Origin of the sequence: Moorena sp. SIO3A2, from assembly GCF_010672265.1 — a bacterium.
Classification (GTDB): domain Bacteria; phylum Cyanobacteriota; class Cyanobacteriia; order Cyanobacteriales; family Coleofasciculaceae; genus Moorena; species Moorena producens.
In genome coordinates this window covers 224853-240228 of record NZ_JAAHHC010000002.1, presented here as the reverse complement: position 1 = coordinate 240228, position 15376 = coordinate 224853, and the positions used below count along the sequence as shown (strand labels likewise).

Below are 15376 nucleotides of genomic sequence, written 5' to 3'. Positions count from 1 at the left end.
AGGTTGAAGGTTGAAGGTTGAAGGTTGAAGGTTGAAGGTTGAAGGTTGAAGGTTGAAGGTTGAAGGTTGAAGGTTGAAGGTTGAAGGTTGAAGGTTGAAGGTTGAAGGTTGAAGGTTGAAGGTTGAAGGTTGAATAAAAAATATGCCAGTTAACTGTTGCTTGACTTATAGCATTTTTGGCGTTGCTAATTGATTTTTGATTTAGCGATCACTAACTTGAAGTTATACCTGAATTCAGCAACGCCCATCGCTTTTGCTATCAATTAAGTTTCACATCTCAAATTCGAATTATATATTATAGCTAGTCAACGGATAGCTAGTCAACGGGGTGCAACTTGTTTTCCTTCCTGAATTTGCTCAGTGGGATGCAAGATGACTATTTCTCCTTCTCGAAGTCCTTGTTGAATCACTGCTTCAAGATTACTGCGCTGACTAATTATAATCTGACGTTTCTTCGCTTGGTTGTTTTCCACCACAAACGTACACCAAGTCTGGAAGTTGGAGCGCTGGATACTCCCTTGATGATCTGAAAATTGGTTACTTCCCTGTGTTCCCCCTGTTGCAGACACGGACAAATCATCCCTATTTTGTGCAATCGGGTCCAAGGAGCTATTTTGTTGTGAGTCGCAGCGGAAAATGGCACTTAAGGGAACGACTAGCACATCTGAGCTTTCCCAAACTACAATCCGTGTTTCTACTCGGTAGCGATCACCTAAAGGAATTGGGGAATCTACAAAATTAGCGATCGCATTCACTCGCTGTTCTTCTACCCCAAGAGCTGAAATTTTGGTAAAACCTGAGGGTTCGACGTACTTCACCTGAGCGTTTAGGGTGCGCTCTCCCCCCCAATGTTCAATGAACATTTTTGCTCCTGGCTTGACTTTGACCGCATCAGTAGAAAGCAAATCAACGACAATCTCTAGGTCGGCAGGATTTCCTAGTTCCAACAGGGGAGTTCCGGCTTCTACATATCGAGCACTTTCTTCTAGGACTCGTAGGACATAACCATCAATTGGGGAATGAATTTCGGCACGGGCTGCTTCATCGGCTAGCTTGGCAAGTTCAGCTTGAACACTGGCAATGCGAGCATTGTAGACATCAAGTAAATAGTCAGGGTCTCTCTGTTCGGCTTGGAGAATGGCACGGGCTTCTTTGGCTGCTACTACTTCAGCGGCCACACTGTCCACTTCCCGTCGTGCTGCTTCTAATTCCCTCTGGCAGGTAGTTTCTAACAATTGAGCTGTTTCGAGGTCTTTACGAGAGATTGCGCCATCAATGTATAACTGTTGGGAGCGTTGGCGATCGCGTTTTGCTTGCTCTAGTGCTGCTAATGCTTGCTGGACCCGAGCTTGAGCTTCTTGCTGTTGGGCTGCTGCTGACCGGATCCGGGCTTGAGCCTGGAATAAAGCTTCTGGTTTTGGTCGCTTGGTTGCTACCCCATCACGCTCTGCTTGCCATTGCCTTAGCCGTGCTTGAGCTTCTCGGACGTCTGCATCTAGAGGAAGGCGGTCAATTTGGGCAATTATTGCCCCTTGTTTAATTTTATCTCCTTCATCTAGTTTAATCCTCGCCAGCCGACCGGCAACAGGAGCTGAAACTACGAAGCGGGAGCGGATACGGGTCTTTCCCTCTCCATCCACTGTTACTTGCAAACTACTGCGTTTAACTTCGGCTAGATCAACCCGAATCGGTGCAGGACGAAATGCTAGGACAACTACTGTGATGATGCCAACTCCAACCATAAGGTAAGTTAGCCGTTGAGGAAGGTGCTTCATGAAGTGTCTAAAATCGCGGAATTGATTTTGCGATCGCAACAGTATTTAATTACTACTATTTAATTACTACTATTTAATTACTGCTATTACTTTTTTACTGTTCCATAGCTTGTGTTAGTTACGGGTGCATCTCCTAAAAGCTGTTTGACCTGATGGTGCGTTACGGGGCGGGCTGTTTCAACCAGGAACGAAGAGGCGGAAAATCAGGGCTAGCCCGCCCCTAACGCACCCTACGCAACATTTCTAAAAGTGAGATGCACCCTTAGTTACAACATGCAAACTAAGCTGAATACAAAGGAATCAGCAGGCTCCGCACTGATGTAACTATCACCATGTTGATGCTTATTCCCTGGTTTTCAAAACAGCGATTAAGTCCAGACGATTCAGCTTTCTGCGGATAATTAACCCAGAACATAATGCTGCTACTATTACGATAACAAATGTAAAAGCATAGGTATCTTTAGTAATAATTAAGGGAAAACGGTAAAGTTCAGAATTATAGGCAACAGACATTAAAGCAGCTAAACCGTATCCGAGTCCAAAACCAATTGGAAGGGCGAGTAGGGTAAGAATAACTTGTTCACCTAGGAGAATAAAGGCAATTTCAGCACGAGTGAATCCCATAATCCTGAGACTGGCTAATTCTCGTCCTCTTTCTGATAGGGCAATCCGTGCTGAGTTATAGACTACGCTGAAGGTAATAATGCAGGCAAAAATTACTAGTACTGCTGTGAAGACTCGCAGAAGTTTAGCACTAATTTCCTCAAAGCTTTCTAGGTTGGCTTCACGGGTGGCAATACCGGTAATGGCCGGTAGACGTTTGAGGCGATAGTAAAGCTGACTAGCAAGGTGAGGATCAACGGAGAGGTAAGCACCAGAAATAGTTTGTCCTTCTCGCATCAGTCGGTTGAGGGCATGGATATCCATATATGCTGAGACACCGAAGAGTTCATCCACCAAGCCGACTACAGGAACTTGACGCACGGGACGGCTTCCTTCCAGGACTTCCACGGTTAGGGTATCTCCAGGAGTAACACCTAGGATTTCGGCTAGTTTGGTAGTCATGACAACTCCGTCTGGGGGTAGATGCACGGTGTACCAATTCTTGTCTAGCAGACGGCGGAATTCTCCGGCTGGGTCGATTCCAGTTAAAGCACTGCGATAGGTATGATGGTCAAAGCGTAAACGTACTGGTACGATGCGGAATGGTTCGGAACGAATCACTCCTGGTAAGTGAGTGATTTCGTAACGGGTACGTGCGGGACGGGGTTGATTAAAGATAATGGTGAGATCTTCCCGTTGTACTTGGCGGAATTGAAAATCCATCAGGTATGTCAGTGCATCTCCGATGTACAACCCAGTCAGGAGAATTGCTACAGCAACAGCTATTCCCATAATGGATAGGAAGGCTTGGATGGGCTTGCGTTCCAAATTACGGAGGATAATACCACCGGCAGGGGATAAAAACTGCTGTAGACCTAGCCGTTCAATAATGATAGGTTTGAATTGAGCTGGGGGTTCGGGACGCATGGCTTGGGCTGGAGGAAGGGAAATTGCCCGACGTACCGCCATTAGTCCACCAATTGCTGCTGCGGTAAAGCTGACTAAGATGGCGGTGGCGACTAAGTCTGAGCTGACGTCATAGCGTAGTAGGGGAAAGCGAAAAAATTCAGCATAAAGTTGGGTTAGTCCATTGCCGAGCCAAAGACCAACTAGGGTGCCAAGGATACCTCCTACACTGACAATGGCAAGGACAAATTTAAGATAATGGATACCGATGGTTAGGTTACTGTAACCAAAGGCTTTGAGCACAGCAATTTGCTCCCGTTGGGTTCCGATTAGGCGAGAGAGGACAACATGCAGTAGGAAAGATGCGATCGCTAAAAAAATCGAAGGCATAAAAGTAGCAGAGACTTCCAAACTGCTGAGTTCATCTGCTAGAATTTGATGGGATAGCTGATCTTCCCTTCCATAAGCACCTAACCCACCGTAGCGTTCCAGTAATCGATCCAAACGGCTAATAATTTCCCTTTCTTGAGCCCCTGGAATTAAGGAAAGGCTGACATCGTTAAAGGCACCATCAAGGTCGAAGGCTTTACCCAAGGCTTCCCGACCTATCCAAACCACTCCAAATCGCCGATTATCTGGGAAGATTTCTCCAGCACCTCGCACTTCATAAACGTATTCTGGTGATAGGGCAATTCCTACTATTCGCAATTTTTCCCAACGTCCATTAATAATGGCACCCATGGTATCACCCAAGTTGAGTTGATTGGCTTGGGCGAAGGCTTCACTGACAAGTACTTCATCTCCTCGTCCTGGTTCAATATAGCGACCTTGACGAATAAATAAGTCGTTGAGTTTGGACTTACGACGCTCAGGAATTGAGATTAGTCTTCCTGTGGCTGGTTCTGTTAAACCAGGCACATCAAGGGTGACATCAACCACAATCCGAGTTTGGGTTTGGGCAATACCGGGAATAGCACCAATTTGGGATTTGAGGCTTTCTGGGGCGCGTTTGAGGGAAGCGAAAACTTGGGCAAAATGGTAGCGGTTGTAATATGTGTCTTGGATTAGTCGCAAAGAGCTATAGGCACTCCTGGCTAGGACGAAGCTAGCAATGCCACAGGCTACTACTAATGCGATCGCAATCACCTGACCTCGTAATTGCCATAGGTCACGTAAGAGTTTACGGTCTAGGGAATTCATGGAAGTCTAAGACCAACCGAAAATGTCAGGAACAGGCAAGATGCCCATTCTACAGGTGCGACCCGTGGCGAATTTAATTCTTAATACGGAAAGCGCACCTAAAAACTCTTAAAATCATTCCATTATTAAGCAACGCTCGATTTTTTATAACTGCTCTTCTTCTGTATAAAACAAAGCTTCACAAACTAATGTCAAGCCGAACAGACAGCAAACTAAGAAAGTTGTTAATAATATTGCTATCATAGCTCAACTCCTTGGGAAGTCTTTTACTTTGTGACTCCCTCTAGTTCTTTTATACCTCCGGTTTTCTATCGAGCTAGGTAATTTGATTCAATTCTTAATATACTCAATCGTTGACTTACCACTCTAAATCCTCAGGAGCAATCTTAGTCTGATTACCATGTACACTAATAATCTCACCACTACGCATGGTAATCACCCGATCTGCCATAGCCGCAATTCCAGCATTGTGAGTAATTACAGCAGTAGTTGTTCCCAATTCCTGATTGACTCGCTCCAATACATTCAATACTAGCTTACCGGTCTGAAAGTCTAACGCTCCGGTTGGTTCATCACATAGGAGCACTTGAGGACGTTTGGCAATAGCACGAGCGATCGCAACCCGTTGTTGTTCACCCCCAGATAATTGAGCCGGAAAATGGTTAAGGCGATGGTCGAGTCCCACTAGTCCCAAAGCTTCCCGAGGACGCATCGGACGAGGAGCAATTTCCGTCACCAGAGCAACATTTTCCTGAGCCGTCAAGCTGGGAATCAAATTGTAGAATTGGAACACAAAACCCACGCACTCCCGACGGAAGCGGGTAAGAGCACGATCATCAGCACTTGATAAATCACGATTATAGAATTTGACTTGTCCGAAGGAGGGAACATCAAGTCCTCCGAGAATATTCAGCAGAGTGGACTTGCCACTTCCAGACGGACCAAGCAATACTACAAATTCTCCTCCATAGAGGTCAATAGTAACTGATTTTAGTGCCTGAACATTCACCTCCCCCATCTGATAGGTTTTAGTCACGTCACGCACTTTGAAAATAGGTTCATTGTTCATATAGCGGTTGGCGACTTTACTAAGTAAATATTTCTAAGTTTTTAGGGAACAGGGAACAGGGAACAGGGAACAGGGAACAGGGAATAGGGAACAGGGAACAGGGAACAGGGAACAGGGAAAAACTATTTAGCATTCAATATAAGTGATTTATTATTGCCAATTGAAAAATTTAATCAATATTTTTTGTTCAATTTTGATAATCAAAATATCTGCAAATTGCTATAATTCATGATTGATTATTTCAAGAGTAATGACTAGATATAAATCCTAAATAAATTGTGACAATTATTGTCTACTATTCCCGATTCCCGATTCCCGATTCCCGATTCCCGATTCCCGATTCCCGATTCCCGATTCCCGATTCCCGATTCCCGATTCCCGATTCCGCTGTTCCCTGTTCCCTTTACTAGAGCAATTAAATCAATTAAATTGCTGAGCATAAAACCGAGCATAACGACCACCTTTTTCTAACAGTACTTCATGGTTTCCCGATTCAACAATTCGTCCTTGTTCTACTACCAGAATCCGATCAGCACGGCGCACTGTTGCTAATCGGTGAGCAATAATAAAAACAGTGCGGTCTTTCATAATCCGTTCTAAGGCTTCTTGTACTAAGGCTTCTGATTCTGAGTCTAAAGCGGAGGTAGCTTCATCGAGAATCAAGATTCTAGGATCGAGCAGTACCGCTCGTGCGATCGCAATCCGTTGTCGTTGCCCTCCCGATAAATTAATTCCCCTCTCCCCTACCCAAGTGTGATATCCTTGGGATAGTTTAATAATGAATTGGTGAGCATTGGCAATCTTAGCCGCTTCCTGAACAGCTTTAAAGTCAGGTTTTAATTGACCAAAGGCAATATTCTGAGCAATAGTACCTGAAAAGAGAGTGGTATCCTGGGGAACAATGCCAATCTGACGCCGTAGACTATTGAGGGTAATATCTTGAATATTGATCCCATCAATCAGGATTTCCCCAGATTGTGGATCATAGAAGCGGGGCAGGAGATTAACCAAAGTAGTTTTACCAGCACCCGAAGCGCCGACTAATGCGATCGCATCTCCCGGAGCAATTTCTAAATTCAAATTTCTCAGTACAGGCTCACCAGGTTGATAAGCAAAGCTGACATTACAGTATTCCACCCTACCCGTCGCTGGGGGTAAAACTATAGCGCTTGGCTTTTCCATTACCGTTGGCTCAAGGGCAAATAGTTCAAAGATGCGGTCTATGGATGCTTCTCCCTGTTTGAACTCATTATAGTTTTGGGTTAAGATGTTGATCGGATCAATCAACATGGCAACACCGATACCGTAGCTTACAAACTTGGAAGCCGTGAGGTTACCCTCAGCAATTTGCCATGCTCCCAACAATAATAGTAATAAGAAGCACAACGCTTCTAGAAAACCAACTATGGGAAACTGAATTGCTCTGAGGCGTTCAGCAGCATACTTGGCTTTGCGGTTGTTTTCCGCTTCTTGGCTAAATTTTTCGAGGGTATGGTCTTCTGCGGCAAAAGCTTGGATTAATCGAATCCCGCTAAACACTTCCGTCAGCATTGCGGACAAATCCGATATCCGATTTTGGCTGCGATGGGAGAATTTCCGGATCTGTTCCCCAAACCAACCAATCAACAAGCCCATCAATGGTGCAATAATTACTATGGCTAAGGTCAGTTCTGGATTAATATAGATGACAGCAGTTAGTACTACAATCAGTTGCAAGACACAAGGAATAAAATCACGAACAATTTTGTAAATCACCTCCCCAATCCGATCGAGATCTTCGGTGAGTCGGTAGGTAAGGTCACCAGTTCTAGCAGCTTCAAAGTAACCAATACTGAGGCGCTGCAAATGGTTAAAAACGTTTTGGCGTAAATGGAGGGCAATCTGTAGTGAAGCTTTTGCTGATAGGGTATATAAACAGTACTGCGCTATTTTCTGGGTCAGAAATACAACAGCAGCTAACCCAGCTAGCTGAAGACTCCTGACCAGTTTTCCCTGTCCGACCACAGCAAAAAAGGGCTCAGATAGCCAAAGGAGTAGGGGCCAGCAGACGGTGAATACTAATGTACAAACCAATGTCTGAGCCAGAGTTAAGCGTTGGGAACGAAGGTAAGGTCGCAGTTGCCAGTAACTAGAGTGAGGTTTCAAGTGTCAATCGGGAGAATGATGGCTTCTGTTTTAACCTATCACTTACGGTTAGCTGATGGTGACAAGCACCCCATTGGCCTGAGATGGTTCAAACCATGGCTCAAACAGTTGGGAATGAAAAACCTTAGTTGGTGGGCATTGGTGGCTAGGCTTCGTTGGAAGTGGTTTGGGATTTGCCCAGCAATGCCCACCCTACAGACTTCCCAAAATGCGATTGACCGTTCGCGCAGCGTCGGGCAAAGCCCGTGCATGTCACGCTTCGCGATTGGCCGTAGGCCACGCTTCGCGAACGCACTACGTTCTCTGTGACCATGACCATTATTGTGATATGCTGATCATTGGTTGGTATTCAAAGTCAGAACTACTGTGGCCTTAAAAATAATAATTTTATCTGTCTTCGAGCTTCAAGCCCCAAAAAGCATTTCACTCTCAGGTAACTCAGGATGTGATTAAACCACTGCACAAGACCATAGAAGCATTTAACACCAGATAATATGGATTTCCCAGGTTTAATAAATTTGGGCGTTATCAATCATTTTTATTGCCCCAGTTCAAGACCAGTCCCATTCAAGGCAATCCGATTACGCAAAAGTTGATTGGGCTAGTTAACATAACTTGGAATAGCTCTATTCCCTTTGGTTTCAAAATAAAGCGATGCAGAGGTGCGACCCGTGGCGAATTTCATTCTTAATGCGGAAAACGCACCATTACGGTCTTGGGGGTTCCCCCCACTCGCTATTGCCGTGGTTTCCCCCACTCGCTATTGCATCAAGACAGGAAATCAGAGTTGTGTCTAGGTTCAGGGCACCAAAGAGGATATCAAATGCATGTGATCAGCTATCGACGTTTGCGGGAATTTAGTGAAAAACACGCTGATTGCCATGATGCTCTCGATAACTGGTATAAGATTGCCAATCAGGCTACTTGGTCTAACTTAGTTGAGGTACAATCAGTTTTTAGAAAAGCTGAAGCAGTAGGAAATTTTACAGTTTTTAATATTAAGGGGAATAAGTACCGCTTAATTGTAAGTATAGATTATGAAAAGCATTTAATTTACATCAAGTATATTCTGAATCACGCAGAATACGACTATAATAACTGGAAGAATGACCCTTACTTTTAATCAAAAGCCATACAAAAAACTGTTAATTAAATATCAACCTAAAATGATTAAAACAGAAGAAGAGAATGAAAAAGCTTTAGCTTTTGTAGAAGAGTTGATGCACCGACCTAAACGAACACCAGAAGAAGATGAAATTTATGAATTGCTGATTACATTAATTGAAAAATTTGAACAAGACTATTACTCACCAGGGATTAGATCTGAGCCTCAGTCTATGTTACTTTTTTTAATGGATCAAAAAGACATAAAACCAGCGGATTTAGTGGGAATTATTGGCTCTAAAAAAACCGTTGATGACATCGTTAATGGAAAGCGAGAAATTAGCAAATATCAAGCCAAAACCTTGGGAGTTTTTTTTCAAGTTGATTCCAGTTTGTTTATGTGAAAAGCGCTCACCAATTGCTAAAACTTCATTTCGATTCGATGTATAGAGTTTTCCATACTTATCAGGTACACAGGAGTTTTTAACTATTACCTATTCCCTGTTCCATAAAATCATAAAATTATCTAGCTCAGCCAATGGCTTTCCTTAAAAACCCATAGCTAGTAATGCTGGGCGGAAGTTAAAATTCAAAATTATTGCATACTTATTATATAAGTGTTTCGCTCTTTTTGAAAGGTATCTTTATTTCCGCCGTGCCTTACTAGGGGGTTGCTAAACTAAGGAATGATCTTAAGTAATGATATTAAGTATAGTTGGGTCAGTTACCGATTACTTATTACCCATTCCCCATTACCTATTACCTTAAGTCTCACTCAATACCCAATTCACTAAAGTACGAACTGGAAAGCCAGTCGCACCAGAATTATTACAACCATTTTCTTTATCAGTCCAAACTGTTCCAGCAATATCGATATGTACCCAAGGCGTTTCCTTAACAAATTGCTTCAAGAACAAGGCTGCCGTAATCGAACCAGCTGCACGGGGTCCAGTATTTTTGAAATCAGCAATTTGAGACTTTAATCCCTCAAAGTACTTCTCTTCCATGGGCATCTGCCATAATTTTTCACCAGCCGCTTCTGCCGCATCTTTAAACTGTTGCGCTATTGTTTCATCAGTGGTCCATAAACCAGCAATATCATTTCCCAATGCTACAACACAGGCACCAGTCAAGGTAGCTAAATCTGCGATCGCATCCACCTCTAATTTTTCCGCAAACACTAAAGCATCTGCTAGGGTTAGTCTTCCTTCGGCATCCGTATTATTGACCTCAATCGTCTTACCATTAGAAGCAGTAAGAATATCCCCTGGGTGCATGGCATGACCACTAATCATATTTTCCGTGGCCGCACTGATAAAGTGAACCTCGACATCCGGCTTCAACTGGCCAATTGCCTTAGCAGTCCCCAAGGTAGCCGCCGCCCCCCCCATATCCATTTTCATAGTCTCGATGCCACTACCAGCACCTTTAAGATTCAAGCCACCGGAGTCAAAGGTTAAGCCCTTACCCACAATCGCTAATTTGCGTTTTGGAGTACCATCAGGTTTATAGGTCATATGAATAAACTTGGGAGGCAGATCTGAGGCTTTGGCAACCCCAAGAAAAGCACCCATTCCCAATTCTTCACAGGCTTCCCTGTCCAAGATTTCCAGGGAAAAACCATACTCTGATGCCAGTTCCTCTGCTGTCTGAGCCAAACTAATTGGTGTCACCTCATTAGCTGGTGCTGCCACCAACTCTCGTGCCAAAATTACTCCTTCACAGATTTTCTGAGCCTGATCAATCCCTGCTTCTTGCCCAGCCAATCCCAGTAAATCAATCTGTTCGAGCTTTGCGCCCTTATCCTCGGATTCTGACTTAAAGCGATTGTCTTGGTGTAGTGCCAGGATTATCCCCTCAGTGATCACTTGTGCCGTTGCTGTCGGGTCATCATTAACCACGGGTAGGCTAATTCCAAGAGTTGTAATCTTTTGCTGTTTCGCAGTCCGCGCAATTGTGGCACTCCCACGGCGCAGTGTATCTAAGGTCAGGTCATCTGGTTTACCCAATCCTACCAGGATAATTTTACGGATTGGGCTACTGGATCCCACACGGGTGACAGCAGAACTATTAGCGCTACCCTTAAATTCTGTTTCCTCGATCAATTCTGTAATCGTACCAGCCAGTTTCTGATCCAACTCGGCTAAATCACCAGTCAGGTCTACAGCATCCTCAAATAATCCAATGGCTAGAGCATCACCAGTCCAGTCTAACCGTGGTGTATCGGTTCCTCGAATTTCCATATTTTTCTCTGTCTAGGTAGTTACAATGAATAGTTTTGAAACCAATACCATAACAGATATCGACTGGTGATGGGGTGAGGGCAAACCCATCTTGTTGGGTAACCGGGGATAGTTTTCAATAAATGCTGGCTTATTGTGCTTGTTGACCATGTAGTTTCGACATATATAGTAGTTCTCATACTCATCAGCGACATTGCTTATCCCTTTAAAGCAAAATGCAAAAGGCAAAATGCAAAAGGCAATAGTAAAGAAAAATTTTTAATCATTATCAAAAAAAAATGTGCATCATAACTGCGATAAACGCTATAGTATTTTTTTTAGTTAGGATTGCTATTTATTCCGGATAACACCAGCCTATATTGGTACTAATTATTAGTAGAGTAGCCTGAATTAAAATTGCCCTTTGGCATATTTAATGAACAAATACTCAACTAACTTTGACTCCAATAATCGCTCATCAAAGTAAGAGTCTCAAAAAGTAAGGTGTGTTTACTGAATATGTTTTTCCACTTTGGTAAGCCATTCCAATTATATCTAGAGGTAAAATTATGTCCGGATGGTATAAATTCACAAAAGAGCTCGCAGGACACGCGAGTAAACTACGACCATACGCACTGAAAGACGACAGTCTAATTGATGTATATAACGCTTTTTGTACCCTTCTTGATTATTATAATAACAAACTAAAGGAAGAAAAACCGATTCCGGGTAAATCTGGTCCAATTACACGAACTTGGAAACCAATCAATAAGTCCTGAATGTAAACAGACCACTAAGGCTTGTAAGTTGTGTCTTCTACAAGCTGAGCCATTTTGTTTTTGACGTAGTCAATCGTCTCGAAACCCAGGGTGTCTACTTCCTGATCAAGCTCCTCAGACATTCGCTTTTCAATAAATATAAGTGCCTTGTTATAGGGAATAGTATTACCACCTAATGTTTTATAGAATTGAGGGTTAACTAGAAGAGGTACTGAATGTCTATCATTAATGATGTTTTGGCATAAAAGCTCTAAAAGTTTAGCTAAATCATTTCTAAAATCCTTGATATTTTTGCGAGTAACACCAAAGGATAAACAGTCCTTTAACTTTATTTCTTGAGTCCATTTATTAATACTTTGACTGACCCATTCTGCTGCTACTTTTTTTTGATGAGACGCAGATGGAGAATAAAGTTTTTCAAAACTTTGGCTCATTCCTTTCAGTATTTCTAAAACACGCTCAGAAAAACTGCTTTCTTCATTGCTGTCTTCTATTACTGATATAGCTTTTTCAATAAAATGCTTTAGTTGGTATATTTCTTTATTTTTAGTATTTAAATAACTTTTTATTTTATCAACTTCCCTATTTTTTTCGGCAATTTTTTTATTATTTATTTCATTGTACCAAACCATCCAGAGATAAAAACCTATAAGAACTACACCTACTAAGACTAAGATCAGAATTGGTTTCTGGGTATTGTCAGTTTTAATCTCTCCGTTTATGATATTGAATTCTATTCCGACACCTATTAGAATAAATACTGCCCCTAAAGCAAGAGAAAGAAATTGAGTAAATAAGGCTGGTTTTTCTACTAATCCGTTGAATAATTTCAATAAATCCTTCATTGCTACAAAATTTTAGAAGAGAATAATTATCTAGACATCTCGTTCACTTTGTTAATGGGTAAGGTGTGCATCTCATTTTTGCTGTTTGGCCCAGTGGTGCGTTACGGGGTGACGCTGCTGGCGAAATATAAGTTAACATCCAAAACACTTATTCTGCCGTTGATTACGTTACAAAACTATAAAAGGTTTTGCGACCATTACACGGAATATCAATGCTTTCAGCGTGTTAAGAAATGTTTCGCCAATAGCATTCCACCCTAAAGCACCCTACGCAACATTTTCAAATATGAGATGCACCCATGCGTAAGTTCTATTATTAATTAATAAATTTTTTGATATAGACTGTAGACTATAGCAATCCTATTTGAGTTGTGACAGGCGAGAAGCTTTAAACCCAGGTATAACAAGGATTTCATTTTTGAAAATTGCCACAACCTATTTAGGATCGCTATATAATAACTTTAATTCCTTCTAGAACGCTCGTCAAGTAATAGAAGTTGATCAAATAACCAATAAGTGGCTCAAGTCAGTCAATCAATCAACTACTTACTCTATATAGTTCGATTCCCTAATCACCCCATCCCCCGATCATCAATAAATTTACTTAAGCGATGCTTGATTGTAGAGCCAATTGAGGAATATTTCCCCCAGGACTTACGCGGTTAAGTGTCTTTCGCCCCCCTAGCCCCCCAATTCTGGGTAGTAATGATGTCAAATTCCCCCATAATTGGGGGATTTAGGGGGCAAATGCGTAAGTCCTGTCCCCTTAATTGCTGATTTCTGGCTTCCATCCTATGCCTCTGCTCGACCCCAACCGTTCTTACAGCTTCAGTGAAATAGCCAAACTCAAAACTCCCACGGATGAAATCTTGGCAGAATATGGCTATTCACTAGAACGTAGCTTATTAAATTTGCGGCAATATCAGGGTGAGTTAGATCGATTGCAAGAGCGCCAATCACGCCTCGAAGAAATTTTACCTTACCTGGACCTCACCAACGAACAATCCCGGCGGGAGATGTTAATTGCACCTGTGATGGCAGATTTAATTCACTACACACGGGCGCAATTGCGAATTGAGTATTCAATTAAGGTCAGCAATCAGCTTCAAGGCGCGTTGGACTATTTGCTCAGGACAACGACTAATCTGTTAGTAGTTGAGGCAAAACAAGAGGATCTTACCAATGGTTTCACTCAGATGGCAGTGGAACTGATCGCTCTCGATCAGTGGGAGAAATGCCCATCGGTTGAGCAACAGCCACAGCTATTTGGAGCTGTTTCAACTGGAACAATCTGGCAGTTTGGTATTCTGCACCGTCAAGATAAATTAATCACCCAACAATTGACTCTCTACCGGGTACCAACTGATTTAGAACCCTTAACCAGAATTCTGATCGCAGCACTCTCTAGCAGTAATTGAGTAAGAGAGCCACTGCTCTATTGTTGAGCAACTTGAGGAATATTTCCCCTTAAACCAGTCATCAACTTCAAAGCATAAATCTTCATGGGACGAATCCGGCGCAGCATCCATAACCCGAGACGGCGTATCCCCACTATTGGTAACCAGTTGTTGGAAAACATCCGATCTAGGGTATCGGTAAACCCTAAGATGACCAGATTCTCTTGCTTGCGCCAGTTTTCATAGCGCTTAAGGACCTCGATCGCTCCAATATCTTTCCCTGCTTGGTGTGCTTCAGTCAAGACTTGGGCAAGGGCAGCAGCATCGCGAATCCCAAGGTTTAGTCCTTGACCACCGACAGGATGGCAGCAATGGGCAGCATCACCAATCAGTGCTAATCGTGACTGAATATAGCGATCGCTCTGCATCAATTGCACTGGAAACAAATAGCGATCGCATTCCAATTCCAAGCGACCCAAAAGACCACCAGTGTAGTATTCCAGCTTAGCGAGAAACTGATCTTCGTCTAGTTCTTTTAAAGCTTTGGCTTCAGCATGGGGTGCTGTCCACACCACCTGGCAGCGATTCTCTGATAAGGGCAGCACCCCCATCGGACCACTAGGCCAGAACCGTTCAAAAGCCGTATTATTATGGGGCTTTTCGGTTTTAATCCGGGCAGTGACACAAGATTGCCAGTATTTCCAGCCACGAGTCGTAATCCTAGCCTTAGTCCGAATTTGCGATCGCGCTCCATCAGCCGCCACCACTAGCCTTGTCCTGATTCGATGCTGAGTATCACCCTCCTTGACAGTAATCTCCACCCCAGACTCCTGATAGTCTACATCCACTACTTCTGCTGGACACAGCCAGTCAACATTGGGGCAATCTGTCAAAAATTCCTGCAACGAAGTTAGAACCGGACGGTGTTCTCCCACATACCCTAGGGCGTTGGTACCTAAATCTGAAGGGGAAAAATGCACCACACCGGAATGGTTAGCATCGGAAAGCTTGATCTGCCGAAATGTGCTAATCTGCGGCAGGATTTTATCCCAAACCCCAATACCTGCAAAAATACGCCCTGAGAGGATAGACAAAGCATAGGCTTGTATCCTGGCAGCTGCCACTGACTTCGGTTTTGCTTCTATGAGTAATACGCTCAACCCAGAATGTTTCAACGCACAGGCCAGGGTAGAACCAGTAATGCCACCACCCACAATGGCTAGGTCGTAATCAAAACTTTGATGGGTTGCTGAGGTAGTTTGAATCAGCAGTTCCAGCGCCATAACTATAGTAGTAAGTGTCTCGGTAAATAGTAATATATACTCTTTTTT

13 protein-coding genes are annotated in these 15376 nt (G+C 43.1%); 6 read left to right on the top strand and 7 right to left on the bottom strand.

From position 1 onward, the window contains the following. Nucleotides 1-320: 320 nt before the first annotated feature. The 3 genes from F6K64_RS04215 to F6K64_RS04205 form a co-directional block, all read right to left on the bottom strand. Nucleotides 321-1742, bottom strand: coding sequence for an efflux RND transporter periplasmic adaptor subunit (locus F6K64_RS04215; RefSeq protein WP_287251031.1), 1422 nt, complete (start codon nt 1740-1742; stop codon nt 321-323). A gap of 375 nt (nt 1743-2117) precedes the next feature. Further along, nucleotides 2118-4484: an ABC transporter permease gene (locus F6K64_RS04210; protein WP_008189576.1), complete on the bottom strand. Its 2367-nt coding sequence runs from the start codon at nt 4482-4484 to the stop codon at nt 2118-2120. A 358-nt stretch (nt 4485-4842) separates the two neighbouring features. Next, entirely contained in the window at nt 4843-5553 is a 711-nt protein-coding gene (locus tag F6K64_RS04205; RefSeq protein WP_008189573.1) for an ABC transporter ATP-binding protein, read from the bottom strand. A gap of 278 nt (nt 5554-5831) precedes the next feature. On the opposite strand from F6K64_RS04205, the gene F6K64_RS04200 reads away from it, so the two are divergent. After that, a complete protein-coding gene (locus F6K64_RS04200) occupies nt 5832-5963 on the top strand; it encodes a hypothetical protein (RefSeq protein ID WP_267872109.1) in 132 nt (43 codons plus the stop codon). A 10-nt stretch (nt 5964-5973) separates the two neighbouring features. Here the strand turns inward: F6K64_RS04200 and F6K64_RS04195 are convergent, their stop codons facing one another. Then, on the bottom strand, nt 5974-7698 hold the full coding sequence (locus F6K64_RS04195; RefSeq protein WP_008189569.1) for an ABC transporter ATP-binding protein: 1725 nt from the start codon (nt 7696-7698) through the stop codon (nt 5974-5976). Between F6K64_RS04195 and F6K64_RS04190 the strand changes: the two genes are divergently transcribed. From F6K64_RS04190 to F6K64_RS04175, 4 genes are all read left to right on the top strand, one after another. Continuing rightward, nucleotides 7699-8007: a hypothetical protein gene (locus tag F6K64_RS04190; protein ID WP_131827208.1), complete on the top strand. Its 309-nt coding sequence runs from the start codon at nt 7699-7701 to the stop codon at nt 8005-8007. Between the two features lie 362 nt (nt 8008-8369). Next, complete coding sequence (locus F6K64_RS04185; protein ID WP_267872108.1) at nt 8370-8495, top strand: hypothetical protein; 126 nt, start codon at nt 8370-8372, stop codon at nt 8493-8495. A 26-nt stretch (nt 8496-8521) separates the two neighbouring features. Next, nucleotides 8522-8821, top strand: coding sequence for a type II toxin-antitoxin system HigB family toxin (locus F6K64_RS04180; protein WP_008189566.1), 300 nt, complete (start codon nt 8522-8524; stop codon nt 8819-8821). Beyond that, entirely contained in the window at nt 8805-9206 is a 402-nt protein-coding gene (locus F6K64_RS04175; RefSeq protein WP_008189565.1) for a helix-turn-helix domain-containing protein, read from the top strand. Before F6K64_RS04180 ends, F6K64_RS04175 begins: the two co-directional genes overlap by 17 nt. A gap of 360 nt (nt 9207-9566) precedes the next feature. On the opposite strand, the gene F6K64_RS04170 is transcribed toward F6K64_RS04175, so the two are convergent. Together F6K64_RS04170 and F6K64_RS04165 are read right to left on the bottom strand one after the other, a co-directional pair. After that, nucleotides 9567-11045: a leucyl aminopeptidase gene (locus tag F6K64_RS04170; RefSeq protein WP_287264913.1), complete on the bottom strand. Its 1479-nt coding sequence runs from the start codon at nt 11043-11045 to the stop codon at nt 9567-9569. Between the two features lie 772 nt (nt 11046-11817). Then, entirely contained in the window at nt 11818-12648 is an 831-nt protein-coding gene (locus F6K64_RS04165) for a hypothetical protein (RefSeq protein WP_287264912.1), read from the bottom strand. A 794-nt stretch (nt 12649-13442) separates the two neighbouring features. Here F6K64_RS04165 and F6K64_RS04160 point away from each other — a divergent pair. After that, complete coding sequence (locus F6K64_RS04160; RefSeq protein ID WP_287264910.1) at nt 13443-14066, top strand: hypothetical protein; 624 nt, start codon at nt 13443-13445, stop codon at nt 14064-14066. 17 nt (nt 14067-14083) lie between these two features. Here the strand turns inward: F6K64_RS04160 and F6K64_RS04155 are convergent, their stop codons facing one another. Continuing rightward, complete coding sequence (locus F6K64_RS04155) at nt 14084-15328, bottom strand: FAD-dependent hydroxylase (protein ID WP_287264909.1); 1245 nt, start codon at nt 15326-15328, stop codon at nt 14084-14086. Nucleotides 15329-15376 lie beyond the last annotated feature (48 nt).

Excerpts from the sequence above, each read along its gene's own strand:
- F6K64_RS04205 (WP_008189573.1), bottom strand. The coding sequence starts at position 5,553 with ATGAACAATGAACCTATTTTCAAAGTGCGTGACGTGACTAAAACCTAT.
- F6K64_RS04165 (WP_287264912.1), bottom strand. The coding sequence starts at position 12,648 with ATGAAGGATTTATTGAAATTATTCAACGGATTAGTAGAAAAACCAGCC.
- F6K64_RS04175 (WP_008189565.1), top strand. The coding sequence starts at position 8,805 with ATGACCCTTACTTTTAATCAAAAGCCATACAAAAAACTGTTAATTAAA.
- F6K64_RS04180 (WP_008189566.1), top strand. The coding sequence starts at position 8,522 with ATGCATGTGATCAGCTATCGACGTTTGCGGGAATTTAGTGAAAAACAC.
- F6K64_RS04160 (WP_287264910.1), top strand. The coding sequence starts at position 13,443 with ATGCCTCTGCTCGACCCCAACCGTTCTTACAGCTTCAGTGAAATAGCC.
- F6K64_RS04215 (WP_287251031.1), bottom strand. The coding sequence starts at position 1,742 with ATGGTTGGAGTTGGCATCATCACAGTAGTTGTCCTAGCATTTCGTCCT.
- F6K64_RS04155 (WP_287264909.1), bottom strand. The coding sequence starts at position 15,328 with ATGGCGCTGGAACTGCTGATTCAAACTACCTCAGCAACCCATCAAAGT.
- F6K64_RS04210 (WP_008189576.1), bottom strand. The coding sequence starts at position 4,484 with ATGAATTCCCTAGACCGTAAACTCTTACGTGACCTATGGCAATTACGA.
- F6K64_RS04170 (WP_287264913.1), bottom strand. The coding sequence starts at position 11,045 with ATGGAAATTCGAGGAACCGATACACCACGGTTAGACTGGACTGGTGAT.